18 protein-coding genes are annotated in these 22730 nt (G+C 40.1%); 7 read left to right on the top strand and 11 right to left on the bottom strand.

Annotation, left to right across the window (positions count from 1 at the left end):
• Positions 1–11: 11 nt before the first annotated feature.
• From ABD915_RS06405 to ABD915_RS06385, 5 genes are all read right to left on the bottom strand, one after another.
• Positions 12–914: a metallophosphoesterase family protein gene (locus ABD915_RS06405; RefSeq protein WP_345116713.1), complete on the bottom strand. Its 903-nt coding sequence runs from the start codon at positions 912–914 to the stop codon at positions 12–14.
• 254 nt (positions 915–1168) lie between these two features.
• The gene (locus tag ABD915_RS06400) at positions 1169–3265 is read right to left on the bottom strand and encodes a hypothetical protein (RefSeq protein WP_345116687.1); all 2097 of its coding nucleotides are present in this window, start codon (positions 3263–3265) and stop codon (positions 1169–1171) included.
• The gene (locus tag ABD915_RS06395; RefSeq protein WP_345116685.1) at positions 3262–6066 is read right to left on the bottom strand and encodes a DUF4159 domain-containing protein; all 2805 of its coding nucleotides are present in this window, start codon (positions 6064–6066) and stop codon (positions 3262–3264) included. The genes ABD915_RS06400 and ABD915_RS06395 overlap by 4 nt, the downstream gene beginning before the upstream one ends.
• The gene (locus ABD915_RS06390) at positions 6063–6974 is read right to left on the bottom strand and encodes a DUF58 domain-containing protein (RefSeq protein ID WP_345116683.1); all 912 of its coding nucleotides are present in this window, start codon (positions 6972–6974) and stop codon (positions 6063–6065) included. The genes ABD915_RS06395 and ABD915_RS06390 overlap by 4 nt, the downstream gene beginning before the upstream one ends.
• Positions 6974–8005 carry an AAA family ATPase gene (locus ABD915_RS06385; protein ID WP_345116681.1) on the bottom strand — a complete coding sequence of 344 codons (1032 nt, stop codon included), beginning with the start codon at positions 8003–8005 and terminating at the stop codon, positions 6974–6976. Before ABD915_RS06385 ends, ABD915_RS06390 begins: the two co-directional genes overlap by 1 nt.
• A 251-nt stretch (positions 8006–8256) precedes the next feature.
• Here ABD915_RS06385 and ABD915_RS06380 point away from each other — a divergent pair, with 251 nt between their 5' ends.
• On the top strand, positions 8257–9510 hold the full coding sequence (locus tag ABD915_RS06380; RefSeq protein WP_345116679.1) for a CCA tRNA nucleotidyltransferase: 1254 nt from the start codon (positions 8257–8259) through the stop codon (positions 9508–9510).
• Between the two features lie 354 nt (positions 9511–9864).
• On the opposite strand, the gene ABD915_RS06375 is transcribed toward ABD915_RS06380, so the two are convergent.
• The gene (locus ABD915_RS06375; RefSeq protein ID WP_345116711.1) at positions 9865–10341 is read right to left on the bottom strand and encodes a tRNA (cytidine(34)-2'-O)-methyltransferase; all 477 of its coding nucleotides are present in this window, start codon (positions 10339–10341) and stop codon (positions 9865–9867) included.
• A gap of 709 nt (positions 10342–11050) precedes the next feature.
• Here ABD915_RS06375 and petA point away from each other — a divergent pair.
• The 4 genes from petA to ABD915_RS06355 all read left to right on the top strand — a co-directional run bounded on the left by petA (position 11051) and on the right by ABD915_RS06355 (position 14256).
• Complete coding sequence (gene petA / locus ABD915_RS06370; RefSeq protein WP_345116677.1) at positions 11051–11599, top strand: ubiquinol-cytochrome c reductase iron-sulfur subunit; 549 nt, start codon at positions 11051–11053, stop codon at positions 11597–11599.
• 4 nt (positions 11600–11603) lie between these two features.
• Positions 11604–12860 carry a cytochrome b gene (locus ABD915_RS06365; RefSeq protein WP_345116675.1) on the top strand — a complete coding sequence of 419 codons (1257 nt, stop codon included), beginning with the start codon at positions 11604–11606 and terminating at the stop codon, positions 12858–12860.
• Positions 12854–13717, top strand: coding sequence for a cytochrome c1 (locus ABD915_RS06360; RefSeq protein ID WP_345116674.1), 864 nt, complete (start codon positions 12854–12856; stop codon positions 13715–13717). Before ABD915_RS06365 ends, ABD915_RS06360 begins: the two co-directional genes overlap by 7 nt.
• A 98-nt stretch (positions 13718–13815) precedes the next feature.
• A complete protein-coding gene (locus tag ABD915_RS06355) occupies positions 13816–14256 on the top strand; it encodes a PRC-barrel domain-containing protein (RefSeq protein WP_345116672.1) in 441 nt (146 codons plus the stop codon).
• Positions 14257–15021: 765 nt separating this feature from the next.
• Here the strand turns inward: ABD915_RS06355 and ychF are convergent.
• Positions 15022–16125 carry a redox-regulated ATPase YchF gene (ychF, locus tag ABD915_RS06350; RefSeq protein WP_345116709.1) on the bottom strand — a complete coding sequence of 368 codons (1104 nt, stop codon included), beginning with the start codon at positions 16123–16125 and terminating at the stop codon, positions 15022–15024.
• Positions 16126–16387: 262 nt separating this feature from the next.
• Between ychF and ABD915_RS06345 the strand changes: the two genes are divergently transcribed.
• The gene (locus ABD915_RS06345; protein WP_345116670.1) at positions 16388–17134 is read left to right on the top strand and encodes a L,D-transpeptidase; all 747 of its coding nucleotides are present in this window, start codon (positions 16388–16390) and stop codon (positions 17132–17134) included.
• A gap of 135 nt (positions 17135–17269) precedes the next feature.
• On the opposite strand, the gene pth is transcribed toward ABD915_RS06345, so the two are convergent.
• Together pth and ABD915_RS06335 are read right to left on the bottom strand one after the other, a co-directional pair.
• Positions 17270–17851 (bottom strand): aminoacyl-tRNA hydrolase, encoded by a 582-nt coding sequence (gene pth / locus ABD915_RS06340; RefSeq protein ID WP_345116668.1) that lies wholly within the window; start codon positions 17849–17851, stop codon positions 17270–17272.
• Positions 17852–17927: 76 nt separating this feature from the next.
• Positions 17928–18554, bottom strand: coding sequence for a 50S ribosomal protein L25/general stress protein Ctc (locus ABD915_RS06335; protein ID WP_345116666.1), 627 nt, complete (start codon positions 18552–18554; stop codon positions 17928–17930).
• 275 nt (positions 18555–18829) lie between these two features.
• Here ABD915_RS06335 and ABD915_RS06330 point away from each other — a divergent pair, with 275 nt between their 5' ends.
• Positions 18830–20329 carry a helicase HerA domain-containing protein gene (locus tag ABD915_RS06330; protein WP_345116664.1) on the top strand — a complete coding sequence of 500 codons (1500 nt, stop codon included), beginning with the start codon at positions 18830–18832 and terminating at the stop codon, positions 20327–20329.
• Here the strand turns inward: ABD915_RS06330 and ABD915_RS06325 are convergent.
• Positions 20326–21258, bottom strand: coding sequence for a ribose-phosphate pyrophosphokinase (locus tag ABD915_RS06325; protein ID WP_345116662.1), 933 nt, complete (start codon positions 21256–21258; stop codon positions 20326–20328). The genes ABD915_RS06330 and ABD915_RS06325 overlap by 4 nt on opposite strands.
• A gap of 446 nt (positions 21259–21704) precedes the next feature.
• The gene (gene pgeF / locus ABD915_RS06320) at positions 21705–22496 is read right to left on the bottom strand and encodes a peptidoglycan editing factor PgeF (protein ID WP_345116660.1); all 792 of its coding nucleotides are present in this window, start codon (positions 22494–22496) and stop codon (positions 21705–21707) included.
• Positions 22497–22730 lie beyond the last annotated feature (234 nt).

Here is a 22730-nt window from a genome sequence, read left to right as displayed (position 1 = left end):
TATGCAAAATGTCAAAGATCAATTTTTTCAGTACACGCTATTTCATTTTTTTGATTGATAAGACTATAACGTTGTAACTGACAGTGCCATTGATGATCAAACCGCTCAATGGCAAATAAGTTGAAGCCTGCGGGTGGTTTTTTATCACCAAAAGCTTGCGATGCGGAAGCAACACCAACAATAGGAATTTCCCCCCTTTTTCCCTCAATGGTCTTTAATGTGGGTAAATGGGTATGTCCATGAAGAATAAGTTCACAGCCGTGATGTTTGATAACATCTAGAAAACGTTTTATACCCCATAATTTTTTATGCCAAGAGGTTGCATGGTGGAAGGGCGGATGATGTATCATGACGACACGAAAGAGATTGCGCATTGCCGCTTCGTTTAAAAGTTGCGATAAAGCTTGCGCTTGCTTTTTGCCAAAATAGCCAAAAGCTTGAAAAGGTGGTGTAGCAATGGCTGAAGAAGCACCGATAATGGCTACATTATCGCGAATGCGCATATAAGGAAAAGGAAGATTGTTCTTTTGAGGGAAATCACTTGTGATCCAAGGTTGAAAGAGAGTGCAGGCCTTTTGGAATGTTCCGCGGACATAAGCATCATGATTCCCAAATGTTAAAGAAATGTTTTGAGGTTGACCTTGGTTAAGCAACCAATTGTGTGCTTGTTTAAATTCCTTATCTAAAGCAAGATTGACAAGATCACCAGAGATTACAAGATGATCAGGATTTGTCTTTTTTAAGCTATCCATTAAAGTTTCTAGGATATTTGTTACCATTTGGCTTTTACGTTTTTTTTGCCAATTAAGATAGCCGGTAATGCGCTTCCCAAAAAGTTCAGAGAAGGAAGGTTGTGGTAGAGGTGAAAGATGTACATCCGATATATGGGCAAGATAAAACATAGGCGTTAGAATAGCGTTGAAAACAATTTAGGCAATAAAAAAGAGTATAAAGCAAGCCAATGCATGTTTGAGGCAAGAGAAGATAGTGAAATGAAAAAACAGTTTATTAAAAATGCGAAAAAAACTTTGGAAAATTCACGCTTCATTGGTCTTTGAATTACAAAAGGCGCTTAATAGGGCACGTACTTGCTTGTATCATCGGTGTATATTTTCTGTAGGGGCACCTTGGGCATTTTAAAATGGTGATACAATTTCTCAGGATTTTTTTAACGGCTTTCACGATACCACATGCTGCTAAACAGTAAAAGGCAAGCGAGCAGTGCAAAGAAACCGGAAAAGATCGAAAAAGAGAAAGCATTGATTAATCGGGTTTCTGTTGCTTCTTTTAGAATAATTGAATGCGCAAAGGGAGATGTTGTGCCTCTTTGTGAGCGAAGCATTTTGAGTGGGGGAAGATTAATGCTTTCTTTTTTATCATCATGTAACCGCACAATATGCCCGCCGGTGTGTTTGCTAATGGGGATGAGTTTTTCTTTCGTTGAAATTAACTCATACAATTCGAGATTATCGAGTACACCTACAGAAGAAAGCACTGTTAGATTGTCATTTTTGATGGTAAAAATTCCTGTTTCATCGGTACTAACAGTTGCTGTAAATATACCTTCTTGCTCTTTGGTAAGGGTGATATTTTCTTTCTTTCCAGAGGGAAAGGTTATTTCAGCTTGTTTGGGATGATCTTTAAGCGTTTGGCGATGAATCGTTAAACGATGATGATTGCTGGTGGCGCTTAATTTTTCTTCTTCAAGTTCTGGTTCTTTCATAAGCCAATGGGCAATTCGACGATAAAGAGCTGCATAAGGACCTCCTCCTTCAAAACCTCGTGCCCAAAGCCAACTTTCGTCAGAAAGCAACATGCCTACACGCCCTTTATCGACATGGGAAAGAAGTAAAAGCGGTTGTTCATCCGCTCCTTTCATGAGAGCCATTCCTTTGTCTGTATTTTGAATGGCAATTTGCCGTAGCCATTGCCCCCATTGAGAGGCTGGATAAGCAGGTGTGGCAAGACCCCTTGTGACAGGATGACGTTCACCTTCTTTGGTTAAACTAGGGCGAAAAGGCTTTTGAATAATAACACCATTGGGGAGTGCGGGTAGGATGCTTATTAAAGGGGTTTTCGCAAGTGAGTTTTGTTGGGTAAATTCCGGTCCTGTTACCATCAGCAACGCACCGCCCTTTTGTACATATTGAGCGATATAATCATAATAGATTAATGGAAGAACAGCAGAATGTTGGTAGCCGTCAAGAATGATGAGATCAAAATTATCAATCTCTTCAACAAAGAGTTTTCTTGTTGGAAAGACTACAAGTGACAATTGGCTTAATGGCGTATTATCTGCTTTGTTGGGAGGACGCAAAATAGTAAAATGAACAAGATCAATATTGGAGTCACCCTTCAAAAGATCACGCCATGTCCGTTCACCGTTATAAGGCGCGCCAGAAATAAGAAGGACACGCAAATTTTCTCTAATTCCTTCAATAATAGCTATGGCGCGGTTGTTTTCAGAGCTTAATTCACCTTTATATGTATCGGTGGCAACTTGGATGATATTTTTTTCAGCATGGCGAAGGGTGATTTCAGTTTGAAAAATAACGCCAGGGGTCACAGAATAATGACCAACTTCTTGTCCATTGACGCTTACAGTAATATTTGCTTGCGTTGGTATAGATTCTTGGGGGTGTCCTTTATCTTCTACCAAAATAGAGAGCATTTGTGGTTTATTGATAAGGGCAAATCGAGGGGGAGAAATAAATTTGATTTGGCGGTCAAATTCATCTGGTCTCCCTGTTATAAGAGCATTGACAGGCGCTTTATGGTGAAGCTCTGAAATGTTAGGGATGTCATGCACTTGACCGTCGGTGATCAGAATTGTGCCTGCATAACGAGAGGGCGGCACATCAGATGTGGCTTGTGTTAAAGTACTAAATAAATTCGTTGAGGGGGCATATTGATTGTTCGCAAGTTTTCCAGCATCAATAAAGCGCGGTTCAAATTGTGGATAGCGCGCCAATGCATTGGTTAATTGTACGCGTGCTTCGTCACTGTCTTTTGTTCGTGTGCCAAAGGTTTGGCTTTTGCTACGGTCAATGACAATACCTACAATGCTTTTGAGTGGTTCGCGTTGTTCTTTTATGATCATTGGATTCAGCAAGGCAAGGATTAATGAGGCCAAAGCCATAAGGCGCAACAAAGATCCTTGACGCTGTTTAACGAGGCCGATAATCACAAAAAGGATAGATATCCCGCTTAAGAGAATAATCCAAGAGAGTGGCAAAAAAGGCTGAAAAGTGATGAATGGTATCATTGCCTTCTTTCTTTGTTAAAGCGCTCCAAGAGAGCCGGAACATGAATTTGGTCAGCTTTATAGTTTCCCGTGAGCACATAGATAACGATATTTAATCCTGCACGAAATGCCCATAGTCGTTGCATCGGGTCATGGGGAATAAGTGGGTATTTCCACATGCCTTTTTCGTCTAGTGCCCAAGCACCAGAAAAGTTATTAGCGGTGATAAGCAGAGAACTTACATTATCACCGGTGGCAAAAGAATTTTCATTTTTTTTCTTCATTGATGATGATTCAACCCACAAAGGCGAACCACGGTAGAGACCGGGAAAATCTGGCATAATATAAAAAGAACGAGCAATAACATGATCAGTTGATGCAGGCTCAATGGCTGGAATATTTAACTCTTTTAAGATGGTTCGTAATCTTTGTGTGGCTGGGGTAGCTGCTCCTTCAAGGTTTAGATTGGCATTTATCTGATCGCGCGTGTCAAATAAAACTGTTCCTCCATGTTTCATAAAGGTATTTATCTTTTCAAGGCTTTTTTGTGTTGGTAGGGGACTATTAGCGTCAATTGGCCAATAAATAAGAGGATAGAAGGCGAGTTCATCCTTATCAAGATCAAGCGCTATTACAGAGCCAGGTGAGAGCATTGTACGTTCTGCGATAAATTGACTGAGTGTTTCTAGTCCGCTTTTACTCGTTGTGTCAATTTCATGATTGTTGGTTACGACATAAGCAAGATGTGTAGCGCCAGCTGCTTTTACTATGGTCTCATCATAATTTTCTAAGCCTTGTGCATGAACGATTGGACTATATGAGAATAAGGTGATGAGACCTATTATAAGGGGGAGAAAAAGCAGCATATTGTTTCGTCGATTGAGAAAAAAGGTACCTCCCATCCATAAAATGAGGAAATTATCAAAGGCAAATAATAAGATGGCTAATCCTAAAAGTGGACCGCTGAGATGTTTCTCTTTTGTGTCATAGGATAAAGAACTTTCGTTTAAAGAGGCGGGCAATGATGATTGTTGTACCAAGCGTGATGAATGATTTAAGAGATTAAGTGCATAAAGATTATTTTTAAAGCCGTAAAATCCAGGTGGGGTATGATAGGATGCAACGGGTGGATTTTGGGCATCAATGACGAGTGGAACAACATAAGAAGGAGGTGTTTGTAGCTGTCCATCAGCAGTCAACGTCTGCCAAGGGGTCTGTAATGCTGTTTTTTCTACATGTGTTGGGTTTTGATTTTCATAGGCACTGAGGGTAATTAGTTTTTGCAACATTTGTGCAAAAAAAACAGAAAGAGGGAGATTCGACCATGTGGGGTCGGGTGCGACATGAATAAAAATGAGTTTGCCTTTGCCATGACTAGCCGCTGTAATAAGTGGAGTTCCATCCGCAAGACTGAGCCATGTTTTTTCAAAAAGATCAGAGCTTGGTTCTGCTAAAATTTGGCGTGAAACAGTGACGTCTTCGGGGAAAGGAAGAGCAAAGAAGAAGCTATTTTTCGCAAAAGGCGCAAGTTTTTGCGGTTTAGCCCAAGACATAATACTCCCAAGCAAGCGTTTGCCAGGACGCAGTGGAACGGGCAGTAAACTATCATGGTGTTCAGCAGCACTTAAGTTTTCTCCAGCAAAGCGGATGAGTGTTCCCCCTTTATTGACGAAATCAGAGAGCTTCTTTTCTGCTTCCTTTGACATATTCACAATGTCGCCCATAATGAAAACAGAAGGATTTTGTTTGAGTAAGTGAGCAATATCAATTGAAAGTTCTTTGCCTCCCGCTGTTATAAGTTGCGTATGGCCTTGTAATGCTTTGATAATGTAGTAAAATGGGGAAAGTAGGGGTTGTGTCATTTCATTGATATTTGGTGAAAGCAGGGCAACGCGGTTTACACGATTATGGCTATCACTTAAGAAGGTTGCTGCGGCGTGCGCATGGTTTTCGATTTTTATCCATGCAATATCGTTGCGTAATTCAAGTGGTAAGTTAAAAGGAACAAGAGTTGTTGTTTCTCCATCAAGAAAGTTTGTCGTAAAACGGCCAAGGAGTTGACTGTTTAAGTCATAGAGGTTTAGTGCGACCGCAGTTTCTCCATGGGTGGTTGCACGAATGACGCGTGCTACCATGTCTCCATTATGATTTTCTATGGCTGTTATACCGGTTAGATCGGAAATATCAGCTAGATACCATAAGAATGTTTTGGGTTTTAACTGTTCAATGAGAGCAAAAGCTTGATCATCTTTATCTGTTTGTAAGCCATCACTTAAGTAAGCAATATCAAGAGGTTCGCCTTTGGTTATTTCAATCAGTTTTTTCAGTGTACGTACACGGTTTACAGGCCAAGGGCGGGGGTGCAAATGTGTTAAATGTTGTTTTACGGTTTTTGCAGGTAAAAGTCCAATATTGGGAGTGTCATTTTCAGCTGTCGCAAGAAAATAAACATTCTTTTGATGTTTTTCTGCTTGTGTGAGAAGATTTTCGGCAACAGTAACACGTTTTTTCCATTCTTTGGCAGAAGCCCATCCATTATCGATAATGAGTGCAAGCGGTTGAGATTGAGAGAGTGTAATTGGCTTTTGATTCCAAGTGGGCTGTGCCAAAGCGATAATAGTCAGTGCTGCTATGGTTAATCGTAACAACAATAACCACCAAGGTGTATGGTTTGCAGCTTCCTGCTGATTGCTTGCTTTAGGCAGAAAATGCAAAGGTGGAAAAGGTTCTTTACGCGGGAGGGGAGGTGTTACGCGCAACAACCACCAAATGACTGGTAAGGAAAAAAAACCGAGTAAAAGTAGGGGAGCACCAAAACTCAAAATGACCTCCTCCTATGAGATGGAGAGAACTCTATTTTGTTTGCAAGTTGCAGAATGATTTCTGTTAAGGGCTGATTGGTTTTACTCACATGATAGCTCCAATCTTGGCGTGAGCAAAAATCTGTCAATTGTTGTCTCCGTGCTTGATACAATTTGCAATAGTGCTCACGAAAGTTTTCTGCTTTTCCTAAAACGCGCTTTTCTTTCGTTTCAGGATCAAAAAATTCTGTACAACCTGCATAGGGGAAGCGTTCTTCTGCGGGATCAGCAACTTCAATTAAATGGGCAGTAACCCGTTTTGCCGATAAAATATTTAAATACTGAATAATTTCTTCCGGATCATCGAGAAAATCGCTTATTATGATAGCGTGTGAAAAACGCGTAATGCTTGAAAAATCTGGAAATGTATTCTCTGAGTGATCATTTGTCAAAGCAAGCGCCATACGTTCTATGACATTGGATGTCATTGTGGGGGGCATTAAATTGGGGATAGCAATATGTTCGCCGCTTCGTGCAAAAAGTGTTGCTAATGCAAGGGCAAGAATGATGCTATGATCGCCCTTGGAGATTTGCGAAAAACGCGAACAATAATGCATAGAAGCACTCTGGTCAGGCCAAATCCAAATTATCTGCGCCTTTTCCCATTCGTTTTCGCGTAGGTACGTATGTTCGTCACGTGCAGAGCGGCGCCAGTCAATGCGGGTAATGGATTCTCCTTCAATGTAAGGGCGAAATTGCCAGAATTTTTCTCCGTTGCCGCGTTTACGCTGGCCATGTCTTCCCGTTATCAGCGTGTTGGCAATCCGGCGTGCTTGTAAAAGGAGATCCGGCATTTTAGCGGCATCTCTATGGAGGCTGCCAGCGAGTGACAGTGGAGTTTTTTTTAAAACTTTTTTGCCAATGGCCATTAGAGGGCGTCTTTCACAAGATTATCGATAATGTCTTTTACGGTTATATCTTCAGCACGTGCAGAAAAATTGAGTGCCATACGGTGTTGTAATACAGGTTGAGCCAATGTTGCAATATCATCAAGTGAGGGCGATAAACGCCCATGGTAAAGAGCACGGGCGCGGGCACAAAGTGAAAGTGCTTGTGAGGCTCGAGGACCAGGTCCCCAAGCAACATAGGTGTTTGCAAGAGTGTTTTCTTTATGGGGGCGTGCTGAACGGACGAGCTTTAAAATAGCTTCGACAACATTTTCGGAGATGGGCATTTTGCGGACGATTGTTTGTATTTTTTGTAGTTTCTTGGGCGATAAAATCGGCTTTGCACTTTGTTTTTTCTCTCCTGTTGTTTCTAGAATAATACGTCGTTCTGTGGTGTGATCAGGATAGTCAATATCGATTTGCATTAAAAAGCGATCCAGTTGTGCTTCGGGAAGTGGGTAGGTTCCTTCCTGTTCTAGAGGATTTTGGGTTGCTAGCACATGAAAAGGTTGTGGTAGATCATAACGGGTGCCAGCAACGGTAACATGATATTCTTGCATCGCTTGTAAAAGAGCTGATTGCGTGCGCGGAGAGGCACGATTAATTTCATCGGCCATGAGAAGTTGAGTAAAAATAGGGCCTTGAATGTAACGAAAAGAGCGTTTGCCACTTTTATCTGAGTCCATAATTTCAGAACCGATAATGTCTGATGGCATCAAGTCGGGTGTAAATTGGATACGTTTTTCATCAAGTCCTAATACTGTTCCCAATGTTTCAATAAGACGGGTCTTAGCAAGTCCTGGAACGCCAATGAGAAGGGCGTGTCCTCCAGCTAAAATGCTTGTTAAAGCATATTCAACCACATGCTTTTGACCAAAAATAGCTTTATCAACTTCTTGTTGTAAAATATCTAATTCTTTGTGTGCTGCATCAATATCATCAATGATAATTTGGGCTTCGTTATTGATAGTAGCCTTCTTGGTAGAATTGGATAATATATCGGTTTGACTCATATTTCTTCCTTAGGGCGGTTTGCCGCAAAATTGATAATTTTCTCTGTATGATAGTGAGTATTTTATGATTTGTAGCAGAAAATAATGAGAAAAGAAGTGTAATACGCTGTTTTTTTTAATATTCGTGTCCAGTTAGAGAGATCTTTTTTAACAAGTGGAGTATGGTGTGTGGAGGAATGTTGTGGGAAAATGTTGTTCTATAAGTGTATCATTTTGAGGGAATGGTGGCAATTTGTTTGAAAGGTTAAAGAGTGAGCATAATACAAAATTTCAAACATGTTGATTGGTTGCAGCATAGTCACATCCAAACACTTCTTCGTGTTTTATCTTTGGATGGTGAAGAGGCGCGCATTGTGGGCGGGGCGGTGCGTAATCAGCTGTTAGAGCAACCTATTAGTGATGTTGATATTGCTACAACCTGTCTACCACAGCAGATTATAGCGCGTGTAGAAGAGGCGGGATTTAAAGCTATTCCTACAGGTATTGCATTTGGTACAGTGACGGTGGTTGCTGAATCATGTTCTTATGAGGTTACAACTCTTCGCTCTGATATTGAAACGGATGGTCGTCATGCAAAAGTGGCATTTTGTCGTGATTGGCAAAAAGATGCTGAACGGCGGGATTTTACTATGAATGCGCTTTATTGTGATGCTGCTGGCAACCTTTATGATAGCGTGGGAGGATTAAAAGATATAGCTAGCCGAACAGTACGTTTTATCGGTCTTGCCGAGAATCGTATTCGTGAGGACTATTTGCGTATTTTGCGTTTTTTTCGTTTTTTTGCTTGGTATGGGGAAGGACGACCTGATGTACAGGGATTGAAAGCTTGCGTTTGTTTAAAAGGTGGTCTGCAAAAACTTTCGTCTGAGCGTATTTGGGCGGAAATGAAAAAACTTCTCATGGCTTCTGATCCAACACGCGCTCTTTTATGGATGCGCCAAAGCGGAATTTTGACACTCATTTTTCCTGAAACAGAAAAATGGGGCATTGATGCGATTCACTCACTGGTGAAAACAGAACAGGCTCTTGGTTGGAAAGTCGATCCGTTGTTGCGGCTAGAAAGTCTTCTTCCTCCTGATTCTGCACGTCTTCATAAAATGGCGCATCGCTTGCGTCTCTCTCATAAGGAGACAACGCGGTTAAAGGAATGGGCAGATTTGGAAATGATTAGTCAAGACTGTTCAGATGATGTTGTGCGAAAATTAATTTATTTGCATGGTCGACAGCCGGTTTTAGATCAATTATCTTTATCTCTGGCTGCAGCATATGTTGATGCTTTGAAAAGAAATGAGGCTTCGCAAAAAGCAGAAGATTATAGGAAGCTTTATCAGCTTGCTCGAAAATGGCAAATTCCGACTTTTCCTATTAGTGGAAAGGATTTGATAGAGAAAGGTTGGGCTAAAGGAGCGCTTTTGGGACAAAAGCTTAAAGAGCTAGAAGTAATATGGATTGAAAGCGGATTTTTAATAGATCGTAATGGGTTATTAGGAAAAATTAATTTATAATATTGATTTTTATAAATATGCCTTTGTTTTATTTTCTTTATACAATTTCACGGTTATTTTGTAGGTGGGTCATTTTAGAGAACTTGCTTTATAATCACTTGAATTGTTGAGAAACGATGGGGTAAAATTATATGTCCCAACTCTTATTTAACTCTACATAGTTTTTTCTGATGATTTATAAAGGTATTTTGTAGCTTATTTTAGAAGTTTCATTGAGAAGTATAAGGTTTTTATGGTCTTGTAAGATTCTAAAAAAATGTGGCGATTTTATTCTTTTGAAAACCGTTGATTATGTGGAAAGATTAGCATTTTTATCAATATATTGAATCTCTTAATAAGATTTTTGTACTTTTTTCATGAAGTTTCTCTTTTTTCATTGTAATTAATTTGACGAAGTGCTTCCCCTGTTGTTATGGCTACGCTCATTGCAAGGTTTAGAGAGCGTGCGTGGGATTGCATGGGGATTTTTAAGGTGTGATCAACTGCTTCATGGACATAATCGGGAACCCCTGCTGATTCACGACCAAAAAGTAAAACATCATTTTTTTGGTAGCATATCTGCGTGTAGCATTTTTCTGCTTTTGTGCTCAAAAGCAAAAGACGACGGTTAAAGTGTTTCATGGTGTCTATAAAATGTTGCCAGTCAATGTGTCGTTCTAGCGAGGAATATTCGAGATAATCTAGCCCTGCTCGCTTAAGGTTGCGATCCGACAGATTGAAGCCTGCTGGTTCAATAATATGCACATGCAAACCAAAACAGGCGCTAAGACGCAAAATTGTTCCCGTATTACCAGCAATATCAGGTTGAAAAAGAGCAATATGAAGTGTCATAGGCTCTGTAGTATGGGGTTTCTCTCGTATTTGTAAAGGCGTTATATGGTTTATTCCAGAAATATAATTGAGCAGCATGTTGTTTTTGTGCTGAGCTATCATTCTTCTCTATTGCAGGGAAAGTTATATACATTAAGCTTGTCCTTAGATATCCAAGAGAATAACCGGAGAAGCAAAACAATGGTCATTTATATCTGATACGGATTTGAGTAATTACAAGAATTTGCTCTCTTCCCTAGGAACTGGAACACTATGACGCAAGCACTTTAGCTTGTTGAAGAAGATGAAAATACTCCAAGGTATTGCTCATAAAGATTATGTTTAGATGCATGGAGAGAAGGAATAAGGAAATAAAGCTGCATCTGTGTGCTTCTTTCCTGCACAAACAGGAAAACGTCGCAGAATGATGTAGAATGATCATGAACACCTTTACAAAAAGAATAATGCTACTTTATCGAAAACTGAATGCTGCCTTGTAGAATTATTTTCAATAAAGTTAACCTCATCAGATGTGTCTTTTAGCTATTGGCTAAGGAATTTTCTTTGATCGGATTGCTTGTCTATACTTCAATTAACCTCTGGATAAAGGAGTTAAGGTATACAGAACCTAAAATGTTCTTTATGGTTTGGGAAGTTAAAAAGGGCAGGATTGTACAATAAGGAAGAATATGGTAAAAAAGACCTTTGATGAATGGGCTCTTTATAGATAATGAGTGAACAGACAAGGCGGGATTTCCTGTTTTTTCTAACAGGTGTGACAGGGCTTTTTGGTGTTGGCGCGGTTATGTGGCCTTTCATTCGTCAATTGCGTCCAGATGAGGCTGTTTTGGCATCTTCTTCTGTTGAGGTTGATCTTTCTGGCATTGAAGAGGGCATGTCAATAACTGTTAAGTGGCGTGGGCAGCCTGTTGTTATTCGCAATCGTACTGCAAAAGAAATTGCTGAAGCGCGAGCTACTGAATTGAGTGTTCTAAAAGATCGGCAAGCGCGTAATCCTAATCTTGAAGGGGAAAAAGAAGCGACGGATTTTGCACGCTCAGCAGGCGAGGGGCGCGAAAATTGGCTTATCCTCATTAATCTTTGTACGCATTTAGGTTGTGTAACACTTGGACAATCGGGGAGATTGGGTGGATGGTTGTGCCCGTGTCATGGGTCTGTTTATGATACAGCTGGAAGAGTGCGCTCAGGGCCAGCAAACTATAATTTAGCCATTCCACCTTATCGATTTCTTTCTGATACTTTATTAAAGATAGGATAAAGTGATGAAGGGATTTCCTCCCTATTTTCCTAAAAGTGCTCTTGGACGTTGGTTTGATAAGCGTTTACCGCTTCCCCGTTTTTTCTATAATGCGTTTATCATTTTTCCCGTTCCACGTAATCTTAATTATTTTTATACATTTGGCGGTATTTTGACTCTTATGCTTTTATCGCAGCTTTTAACGGGCATTGTCTTGGCACTGCATTATGTGCCAGATGTTCACTTGGCTTTTGAAACTGGTGAAAGATTTCGGCGTGATGGGCAGTTTGGGTGGCTTTTTCGTCCATGGCATTCTGTAGGGGCTTCATTCTTTTTTATCGCTGCTTATATCCATTTGGCACGTGGACTTTATTATGGTTCTTATAAAAATATGCGAGAAATGGTTTGGATCACGGGCATTCTCATTTATATAGTTATGATGGCAACAGCATTTTTTGGTTATGTGCTGGTTTGGGGGATGATGTCTTTTTCAGCTGCTTCAGTAATCGCTGGTCTTTTTAAAGCTATTCCTTTGGTGGGAACGTGGTTGCATGAGACGCTTCTTGGTGGTTATAGTGTGGCACAACCAACGCTTAATCGTTTTTATGTGTTCCATTATTTACTGTCATTTCTTTTGCTTTTTCTTGTGGGGCTTCATATTTGGGCACTTCACCAAGTTGGGCAAGGCAATCCAACCGGCCTTGTGATACAATCAGAGAAGGAAATTGTACCTTTTTCGCCTTATGCGCTTATTAAAGATATTTTTGCCATTACTATTTTTCTCATCTTTTTTTCTTGGTTTTTGTTTTATATGCCCGATTATATGGGGCAGGCTGAAAATTATAGCGTTGCCGATCCTTTAAAGGCACCTCTTCGTGTGGTGCCGGAATGGTATTTTTTGCCTTTTTATGCTATGCTCCGCGCTATAACTTTTGACATTGGTATTCTTTCATCTACTTTTTTAGGCGCTATTGTATTAGCGGGTTCGGTTTTTGTTTTGATTTTTGTTCCATGGCTAGACCGCTCCACAATATGCTCCGCAAGATATCGCCCCATTTATAAAATTTTCTTTTGGGCATTGATTTTTGATGTTGTTTTTCTTGGTTGGCTTGGGTCAAGAGAAATTAATCATGGCATTCTTTTATGGACACAATTAGCTACGGCTTATTATTTTATATTCTTTTTGCTTGTTTTGCCGATCCTACCTCTTTTTGAAAAGGCTAGTCCTCTTCCTTCTTCAATTACTGAAGAGATGAAACAGAAAAAAAACAGACTATGGTAAAAGCTTTTATTGGACTGATTATTATATCATTGATAAGCTTTTCTTTTCAGAGTTTTGCAAGCAATGTTTCTGATAAAGAAAAGGTGTTTGTTTCGCATGTTCCTAAAAAACAGGAATGGAGCTTTTCAGGGCCATTTGGGGGGTATGATAAGGCGCAATTGCGGCGTGGATTGAAGATTTATAAACAAGTTTGTTCTAGTTGTCATGGGTTAAAATATGTGGCTTTTCGTGATTTGAAGGCTCTTGGCTATGATCAGGAAAAGATTAAGGCTTTTGCAAGGCAATATGAAGTGAGCGATGGTCCTAATAGGGAAGGAAAATTTTTTAAACGCGCTGGTGTTGCAACGGATACTTTCCCTTCTCCCTTTGCTAATGAAGAAGAGGCAAGATTTATTTACAAGGGTGCTTATCCTCCAGATTTGTCCCTGATGGCACGTGCGCGTACGCGTACCATGCCTTTGCCTATTTCTGACATATTAACTTATTATAATACTGCTGGGCCAGATTATATTACAGCTCTTTTAACAGGATATCAGAAGGCACCAGAAGATATGAAAATTACTGATGGTTATTGGTATAATCCTTATTTCATTGCAGGTAATAGTTTAGCTATGGCACCTCCTTTGAGTGATGGTCTTGTTTCGTATAAGGATGGAACTCCAGAAACGGTTGAACAATATGCACGCGATGTTTCTGCTTTTTTGATGTGGGCCGCTGATCCCCACATGGAAATTCGTAAGAAAACCGGATTTCGTGTTATTTTATTTCTCATCATTTTTGCGGGGCTTGTTTATGTTTTAAAAATTTGGATTTGGAATAGTTTAGAGAACGAATTTGAAAAAGAGATGAAAGACTGAAGAGAAAAAAGGCCGGCATTATTGGTCTTAAAACAGTAGAGGGAACAAATTTGATTACAATGCATTGAGGCTTTGTAAAGTAAAATGGAGATGTTAAAATGAAAAAAATTGTGTCTACTGCTCTTCTGTCAGTTTTGATGGCTTCTAATGCTTATGCTCAGTCTTTTGTGGTGCCTTCTGAGCCGGAGACGATTTCCTCGACCGGTATTGTACATGTAGGGTCAGATATGTCTGCACGTTATGTTACACCTTTGGCAACAGATTTTGTTGCTTCAAGCCTTATTGGTGCTAACGTATACAATCTAGAAAACGAAAATATTGGGGAAGTGAAAGATCTTATTCTGCGTGAAAATAGTATCGCAGGGATTGTTATTACGACTGGTGGTTTTCTTGGTATAGGAGAAAGTTATGTGGTCGTTTCTCCAGAAACAATTCAGATGACAAATGATTATGGCAAGTGGAAGCTTATTACGAATGCGACAAAGGATTCTTTGAAGGAAGCTCCAACATTTAAATATGAAGGTCGTTGGGAACGCTAATTTTACGTTTTCGTTCTCTATGAATAGAATAGGCGCTGTCATAGTATATGATGGCGCTGTTTTTGTTTAAGAAAATCTCGCGAAGGTCTTAAAACAATTTTAAGTAAGAAGAAGCCATTTTATTTTTTCTTGATATTGATTCTTTAAAAGTAAAATCAGTGCATTCATTCAGTACGATGGAATTTTATGGTTATCGTTTTCTAGCGCGTTTTTTACAGTTAGCGCCTTTTCGTAGAGGAGATGCGTAGTATTATCTGATCCAGCTAAAAAGTACTTTGAGTTTTAAAACTTTTGTTCTTGAATTTAACAGCATGTATCATTGCTCATTTTCTTAATCTATGTACTGATTTTTTAATATTTTTTTTGGTTGCACATCTCATAAAACGTATGTCTGTAGTTGTTTGTTTGGTTAGTATTTTGCCACTTTCAGTATAAATCAACTTTTTATTTTCAATGAGTCCAATTTCAAGCTTTGTGGTTGGTTTAGGCAAAATGGAAAGAAAAAATCTGTTTGGAGTTTATTTTTCTTCATCTTTAGAAGATAATAAATGCTACTATTTTTTTACGTTTTTTCAATCCGTAGCAACGGTGTTCGCTGTGTTGCAAGGTAAGGAAGGGTTGGTATTTGAAGGTGAGGGTGTTTTGTTTAAGCACCAAGCGGCGATGGCCAAATTTGGCTCCTCTTGCGGCAATGATGAAAAGAATACCAATCCTCAAACATGTTTATGCGTTTCTAGAGGTGTAAAGGTCTTTCAAGAGAGTGCATTAGGTATTGTGTTTAAACAACATGATATCGCCATCTTGTACGGTGTATTCTTTACCTTCATCACGTGCTTTGCCTGCTTCTTTTGCACCGTTTTCTCCTCCTAAAGCAATATAATCCTCATAGCTGATGGTTTGGGCACGAATGAAGCCTCGTTCAAAATCTGAGTGAATAACACCAGCTGCCTGAGGTGCTTTCGTGCCACGCGTAATTGTCCACGCTCGTGTTTCCTTAGGTCCACAGGTGAAATAAGTAATGAGGTCAAGCAAATGGTAGCCAGCGCGAATGAGGCGATTCAGACTCGGTTCAAAGAGCTCCAAGGCATGAAGATATTCTGTGGCTTCTGCGTCACTAAGTTGCGTGATTTCAGCTTCGATGGAAGCAGAAATGATAATGCTTTGAGCGTTTTGCTCTGTTGCCATTTTTTCAACCGTTTGAGTAAAGCTATTTCCATGAGCGGCGTCATTTTCACTTACATTGCACACATAAAGTACAGGCTTGGAAGTTAAAAGATTTAGACTATCAAGGATGCGGCGTTCATCAGAAGAGATATCTTTGAGTAATAACCGGACAGGGCTCCCTTTTTGTAGTAAATCTAGCGCTGCTTTCATCATGGGAAGAATTGTTAGAGCTTCTTTATCTTTTCCGGTCGCACGTTTACGGATTTGTATGATACGTCGCTCAAGACTTTCAAGATCCGCAAGCATGAGTTCTGTTTCAACAGTTGTGGCATCAGAAACAGGGTCAATGCGTCCTTCTACGTGGGTAATATCTTCATCTTGAAAACAACGTAAAACGTGGATAATAGCATCAACTTCGCGGATATTTGCTAAAAATTTATTGCCTAAACCTTCACCTTTTGACGCACCACGGACGAGTCCGGCAATATCAACAAAGCTGATGCGTGTTGGAATGATTTCTTTTGAACCGGCGATCGATGCAATTTTTTCCATTCGCAAATCCGGAACGGCAACTTCCCCCGTATTGGGCTCGATTGTACAAAAAGGATAATTGGCAGCTTGGGCTGTCGCTGTTTTTGTTAATGCATTAAAAAGAGTTGATTTACCGACATTAGGTAGACCAACGATACCGCACTTAAACCCCATGAACGCCTTCTTCTCTGTTGTGATTGTTTCGTTAAGATAAAGTTTTTCGGCATTTCTATAGCATATTTTGAGAAGAGTCATAGTCTTCTGTTGCTGTCGGTGGGAAAAAAAGCTATGTTGAGAAAAATTTTTGCCTTTTTATTGCCATATTGTGAAAACCTTTGTCTTAATTATAAGAGAATCTCAAATTAACGTTAACAATGCGCTAAGTTTTTCATAGTATGCAGATCTGTATAAAGAATTAATCGGAGAAAATGTAAGAGTGTTGTCTTGTCGTGCTTTTTTAATTGCCATACCTCTGGCTTTGGTTGGGTGTGCTACGCGTCATTCGGATATGTCACTTGTTTCTTCTCAACAAGTTCAATACATACCGGCAGAAATACAGGCTTTATATGCACCTGTAACAAATGAGCCTTATTTATTACCTGCTATTGATCTTTCAACTATTAATCCAAAATTTTGGCGCCAAAAAGTGCTGTATTATACATCTTATCCACCTGGAACACTGGTTATAGATACGCAGGAATGTTTTCTTTACCTAATTGGTGAAAATGGAGAAGCTTTGCGTTATGGTATTGGTGTTGGTAAGGAAGGGTTGGCATTTGAAGGTGAGGGGGTTGTCCAGCGCAAGCGCCGATGGCCAAAGTGGGCTCCTACTGCGGCAATGATGGCTCGAGAACCAGAACGTTATGGTCATTTGGGGCAAGGAATGCCACCTGGGCCCGATAATCCATTAGGGGCACGGGCGCTTTATCTTTTCAAAAATGGGCAGGATACGCTCTTCCGTATTCATGGTTCACATGAGTCGTGGTCAATTGGCCGTGCTATTTCAAGTGGGTGTATTCGTTTGCTTAATCAAGATATCATTGATCTTTATGATCGTGTTCCCACTGGCGCACGCGTAGTCGTGTTACAAAACGGTGAGCATCGTAGACATAGTGTGTTAAGTCAACAATCAAATGTTTATGATCCATTACAGTCAACGATCACTCCAAGTGAATTTTTTTAATTCCAAGGATTACAGGTCTTATAGGTGTCCTTGGGTTTGCTGCTCAATGATCTTCTTCTCAAAAGAGAGAGTAATCATTTATAAGAATGGCACAAAGCAATGCTGATTTGTTTTGTGAGATTGTGAAACGGACTGTTATCGCAAGTCTTTGTTTTTCATTGCTTGTGAGATTTCGTTCATAAAGAGGGAGCCGTCACCCTTGATGAGGAGAGCAATGTTTTTTGCTATTGCCTCTAAGAGGGGCGGTAAGCATTCTTGGTCAGATTTCGTAAAGTTTCCTAGAACATGCTGATGCACAAGTTCTTTGGAACCAGGATGTCCAATTCCTAAGCGTATACGATAGTAATTAGTGCCACAATGGGCATCAATAGACTTTATACCGTTATGTCCGTTACTTCCCCCACCAATTTTTATACGCACTTTTCCAAGTGGTAAATCTAATTCATCATAAATGATAATAAGATTTTTCAAATCCAGTTTATAAAACCGTAAAGCTTCCCCAATGGCTTGGCCAGAGAGATTCATGAAAGTCTGGGGTTTTATAAGAAGAGTTTTTTCCCCATTAATGAGGCCATTGGAGATTTCGGCTTGAAATTTTTTTGACCATGGAGAAAAAGAGAAGAACTGGTAAATGGCGTCAACAGCCATGAAACCGATATTATGGCGGTTATTTTGGTATTGTGAACCAGGATTGCCAAGACCAGCAATAAGCCACATATGCACGCTTTCAGTAAAGTGTGAGAGGTTTAAAAATTTTAATGAAGGCGGGAAAATTCCCGCCTGCTAAAATTTATCAAGTTTTTTCGTTATCTTCGTCATTCTCTTGTTCGGAAGTTTCATCACTGATATCCATGCCAGCAGGGGCAGCAATGGTTGCAATGGTAAAGTCCCGATCTTGAATAACTGGGGTGACACCTTCGGGCAATTGTACTGCCGAAATATGGATAGAATCACCAATAGAGTAGCTGGAGAGATCAATCTCAATCGCTTCAGGGATAGAATTTGCTGGAGCAGTACATTCAATTTCGTGGCGAACAATATTGAGGACACCTCCTTTTTTAAGTCCGGGAGCTGTATCTTCATTGAGGAAGTGTACAGGAATATTCACTTCCACAACAGATTTCGCTGAAATACGGAGGAAATCTACATGTAAGGGAAAGTCACGCACGGGATCAAGTTGGTAATCTTTTGGCAAGACCGTAATTTTTTGCTTGCCAATTGCAATAGTCGCAACGGTGGTACGGAAGCCACCAGCGTGAATTTTGTAGAAAATTTCTTTATAGGGAACTGTGATTGCCAAAGGTGGCTGTTTTTCACCATAAATGACAGCAGGAATAAGACCGTTGCGGCGAAGTTCACGGGAGGACCCCTTACCAACCCGTTCGCGTATTTCGGCCTTAAGTGTGTAGCTTTTGCTCATAATTTAAGTCCTTTATATGATTGGAGATTCATCAAAAACTAACAACAGTTTTTGCATGAATATGAAGATATGCGCTATCAAGCAGCGATTGCTCCATTCTGCGTTGCCTCCAAGGGTGTCTACGCAGAAGCTCTTCTATAATTCAAACCATTCACAGATGCAAGAGTTGTGGGAAAAATCGATGATTTCTATCGTTGGATAAGAGGAAATGTTACAAGCATGGTTTAGATGAAGAATAAATATGAGCCGATACAAAATCAAATACTGGAGATGTTATGAAGATTGAGATCGCCTTGGGTGAGATGGCAGAATGTAGTGCTTTACGTAAGGCTGCCCCCGCATTCATTGATCTTGAAGAATTATTGGCGACGCGTCTTCTTGTGCAAGGCAATTCTGGTTCAGGAAAATCACATCTTCTTCGCCGTCTTCTTGAACAAAGTGCTTCATGGGTACAGCATTGTGTGATTGATCCAGAAGGTGATTTTATAACTTTGGCAGATAAATTTGGCCATGTTATTGTTGAGGCTCAACGGAGCGAACTAGAACTGACGCGCATTGCTCATAGAATTCGCCAACATCGTGTTTCGGTGGTGTTCAATCTTGAAGGTTTGGATACCGAACAACAGATGCGCGCTGTGGGTGCTTTTCTTGGTGCATTGTTTGATGTGGAACGGGATTATTGGTATCCCATGCTTGTTGTAGTTGATGAAGCACAATTGTTTGCTCCAGCTGCGGCAGGAGAAGTTTCTGATGAAGCGCGTAAAATTTCACTGAGTGCTATGACTAATCTTATGTGTCGAGGGCGAAAACGTGGTCTTGCCGGTGTCATTGCGACACAGCGTTTGGCTAAGCTTGCTAAAAACGTAGCTGCTGAAGCTTCAAATTTTTTAATAGGGCGGACTTTTTTAGATATTGATATGGTACGCGCTGCCGATCTTTTGGGAATGGAACGTCGCCAAGCGGAAATGTTTAGAGATCTTGAGCGCGGACATTTTATAGCTTTAGGACCCGCTTTATCAAGGCGTCCCTTACCAATTATCATTGGTTCTGTCGAAACATTGGCACGTTCTTCTAGTCCAAAATTAATGCCACTTCCAACAGAGCGGGCTGATGTGAAAGAACTCGTTTTTACTGCTTCACCGGAGGAAATTTTAATTCCATGCAAGCACTCTCGAGAACCTGTGCGAGAAAAGTCTATTCATGAGATGTTAGAGGAGGCTGTGCAGAAAAAACAAGAAGTGTTGGAAGAAGAACCAAGCTTATTTCCTGAACTTTCTGCTGTTGATCGTGATATCCAAGTAGAACGTGTTATTCGGGAAATTCTTGATGACCCTGAGGCTTTGTATCGTTCAACAGCGGTACTTTATCAAGATTTCTTGGTTCGTTGTCGTATTCATGGTCACTCAGGAAATTTTTTAAATCTTTCGCAATTTCGACGTAAATTAGCTATTGCTCAAGCTTGTGTTGATGAAGAAACCGCTGTGAGTGAAAATTGGGAACGCATTTTGCATCTCTCGGAAAGTTTGGAAGATGATGTACAAGGTGTTTTTTTGCATGTGGCACAGGCTGCATTAGCGGGAAAACCGTGCCCATCCGATGCATTTCTGGCACGTCTTTATGGAACCCATTCCTTAAGTCGTGCACGCCGGCTTTTAACCTATTTTGAAGAGCGCGGACTCATTGTCATCCATACCCATTTTAACGGTCAACGCATCATAGCTTTCCCCGATCTTGGGATAGAAACAGCACCAGGAGATCCCAAGGAACCAGTTTAACCGAATAAACTCGAGACAGATTGTTCTGCCGCTGTTCTTGCAATTGCTTCTCCAATAAGATCGGCAATTGGTAAAACACGAATATTATGTGCCTTCTCAATTGCTTCTGTTGGCATAATCGAATCCGTAATTACTAATTCTTTCATTTCTGAATTGGTAATGCGTTCAATAGCGTTTCCAGAAAGCACACCATGTGTGATATAAGCAGTGACGCTCTTAGCACCGTGTTTAAGGAGAGCACTTGCTGCATTGCAGAGCGTTCCACCTGAATCAACGATATCATCGAGCAAAAGACAATCTTTTCCGGATACATCTCCAATGATATTCATCACTTCTGATTCACCCGGACGTTCGCGACGCTTATCAACAATAGCAAGCAAACTGTTTAAGCGTTTGGCGAGAGAGCGTGCACGTACGACACCACCAACATCAGGTGAAACAACAATGACGTTTTCAAGGGAATAATGCATCTTAACATCGCGAGAAATGACGGGAACGGCATAGAGATTATCTGTAGGAATATCAAAAAAACCTTGGATTTGTCCTGCATGAAGATCCAAAGTTAGAACGCGATGAGCTCCTGATTCAGTAATCAGGTTAGCAACAAGTTTTGCGGAAATGGGGGTACGCGGTCCGGGTTTACGGTCTTGGCGAGCGTAACCAAAATAGGGTATAACGGCTGTGATACGACGCGCCGAAGAACGGCGAAGCGCATCAATCATGATGAGCAATTCCATTAAGTGATCGTTGGCTGGATAAGATGAGGATTGCAAAACAAACACGTCTTGTCCACGCACATTTTCATGTAATTCTACGAAAATTTCTTGATCTGCGAAACGTTTTACAGTTGCTTTGCCTAAGGGAATATTTAGATAATTTGCGACATCTTCAGCGAGGCGTGGATTAGAATTGCCGCAGAAAAGTTTCATGATAAATCCTCTGAGTAAACACGATGGAATGTGATATGGTTTTTAACTTCTTGTTACCAGATTGCAAGGAAACAATTACAGAAGCATTACAATTTTATTCATCATTGTTAAAGAAGGTATGCGTTTTGTTTTTTCTTTTTCCAAAATTTTGTTACTTTTAGAGCAAAGTTTTTTCTCTATGAGGATACATATCGATTAAGATTTTTGGTTATCACTTTAAAAAATACCTTCCATATGCGTAATGTCTCGTGTTTAAGACAAATGAAGGGGCGTAAGGGGTATTTTGCCCCAATCATTACAACCAAACATTGAAAATGATCATAGCCAAAGCTCTCATATTTTGTGAGCTCGTAGCTTATTTCGTGGAAAAAGCAAAGTACAATGGGATTTATTTTTTCATTTAGGTAAAAAGTTTAGTTTCGCAGTTTTGGTATTGTTCTAAAGCCTCAAAAGAGAACTCTTCTTTCGTTTTTCAGCATAATAGCAGAAATTTGCCGTCCATAATCGGGTTCGTTGCGGTGTGTTGCACGGCGATAGGAGAAAAAGCGCTGTTCATCTTTGTAGGTGCAAAGCTTGAGACAAGAAGCATTAAGGCCTGCATCTGTGAGTTGATTTATAATGAAAGCCCATAGATTAAAGTGAAAGTGATCTGCTTTATCTGTTTTTAGAAAATATTTTTGGTATTTACTATGGCAATCAATAAATTGGTCGTAAAATTCACCTGTTACTTCATAGTGGCAAGGACCAATACAAGGTCCAAGAACCGCTGTTATTGATTGTCGTTTAGCCCCTTGTTTTTCCATAACAGAAATTGTTTTTTCCACAATTCCATTTAAGCTTCCTCGCCAGCCAGCATGTGCTGCGGCGATGACACCTGCTTGTGGATCAGCAAACAAAACTGGTCCACAGTCTGCCGTAAGAATGCCAATTACGAGTCCTTTTGTCGTTGTAACAAGGGCATCAGCTTGAGGAGGGGAGCCGATAAAAGCTTGATTAACTACGACAACTTCACAGGAGTGTACTTGATTGACAGTGACTAAGTTTTGTACTTCAACATCAAAATAATTGGCAATCAAAATACGGTTTTGTGCAATATATTCAGGGTAATCATTCGCGCTTTGGCCGACATTAAGGTTTTTTGAAATACCGCTTTGACGTGTAAAAAAACCATGTTTTATCCCATGCGTGTGTAAAGCAGAAAGATCTTTTGCAAGGATGGGATCAGGGACAGGATTCATAAAAGTTCCTTAAATATTATTTTCAAAGTGAAAATGGTATGTGAGATGCGCGTTTTGTCAATAAATATATTGTTGGTAATCAAAATCTAGGGGGCAAAGGTATATTTTTATCACTCACATGTACCAAAATAAATAAAAATTAAATCAATAAGTTATTATAAAAGTAAGGGATTTGGTGGTTATTGATTCTATTACGTTTTTTTGCCTCTATCCCTAACTTTTTTGGAGCTTTTT

This window comes from Bartonella jaculi (genome assembly GCF_039543045.1).
GTDB classification, from domain to species: Bacteria; Pseudomonadota; Alphaproteobacteria; order Rhizobiales; family Rhizobiaceae; genus Bartonella; species Bartonella jaculi.
This window is presented reverse-complemented; position numbering and strand designations above follow the sequence as displayed.

Excerpts from the sequence above, each read along its gene's own strand:
- ABD915_RS06400 (WP_345116687.1), bottom strand. The coding sequence starts at position 3,265 with ATGATACCATTCATCACTTTTCAGCCTTTTTTGCCACTCTCTTGGATT.
- ABD915_RS06390 (WP_345116683.1), bottom strand. The coding sequence starts at position 6,974 with ATGGCCATTGGCAAAAAAGTTTTAAAAAAAACTCCACTGTCACTCGCT.
- ABD915_RS06385 (WP_345116681.1), bottom strand. The coding sequence starts at position 8,005 with ATGAGTCAAACCGATATATTATCCAATTCTACCAAGAAGGCTACTATC.
- ABD915_RS06375 (WP_345116711.1), bottom strand. The coding sequence starts at position 10,341 with ATGACACTTCATATTGCTCTTTTTCAACCTGATATTGCTGGTAATACG.
- petA (WP_345116677.1), top strand. The coding sequence starts at position 11,051 with ATGAGTGAACAGACAAGGCGGGATTTCCTGTTTTTTCTAACAGGTGTG.
- ABD915_RS06365 (WP_345116675.1), top strand. The coding sequence starts at position 11,604 with ATGAAGGGATTTCCTCCCTATTTTCCTAAAAGTGCTCTTGGACGTTGG.
- ABD915_RS06360 (WP_345116674.1), top strand. The coding sequence starts at position 12,854 with ATGGTAAAAGCTTTTATTGGACTGATTATTATATCATTGATAAGCTTT.
- ABD915_RS06355 (WP_345116672.1), top strand. The coding sequence starts at position 13,816 with ATGAAAAAAATTGTGTCTACTGCTCTTCTGTCAGTTTTGATGGCTTCT.
- ychF (WP_345116709.1), bottom strand. The coding sequence starts at position 16,125 with ATGGGGTTTAAGTGCGGTATCGTTGGTCTACCTAATGTCGGTAAATCA.
- pth (WP_345116668.1), bottom strand. The coding sequence starts at position 17,851 with ATGTGGCTTATTGCTGGTCTTGGCAATCCTGGTTCACAATACCAAAAT.
- ABD915_RS06335 (WP_345116666.1), bottom strand. The coding sequence starts at position 18,554 with ATGAGCAAAAGCTACACACTTAAGGCCGAAATACGCGAACGGGTTGGT.
- ABD915_RS06330 (WP_345116664.1), top strand. The coding sequence starts at position 18,830 with ATGAAGATTGAGATCGCCTTGGGTGAGATGGCAGAATGTAGTGCTTTA.
- ABD915_RS06325 (WP_345116662.1), bottom strand. The coding sequence starts at position 21,258 with ATGAAACTTTTCTGCGGCAATTCTAATCCACGCCTCGCTGAAGATGTC.
- pgeF (WP_345116660.1), bottom strand. The coding sequence starts at position 22,496 with ATGAATCCTGTCCCTGATCCCATCCTTGCAAAAGATCTTTCTGCTTTA.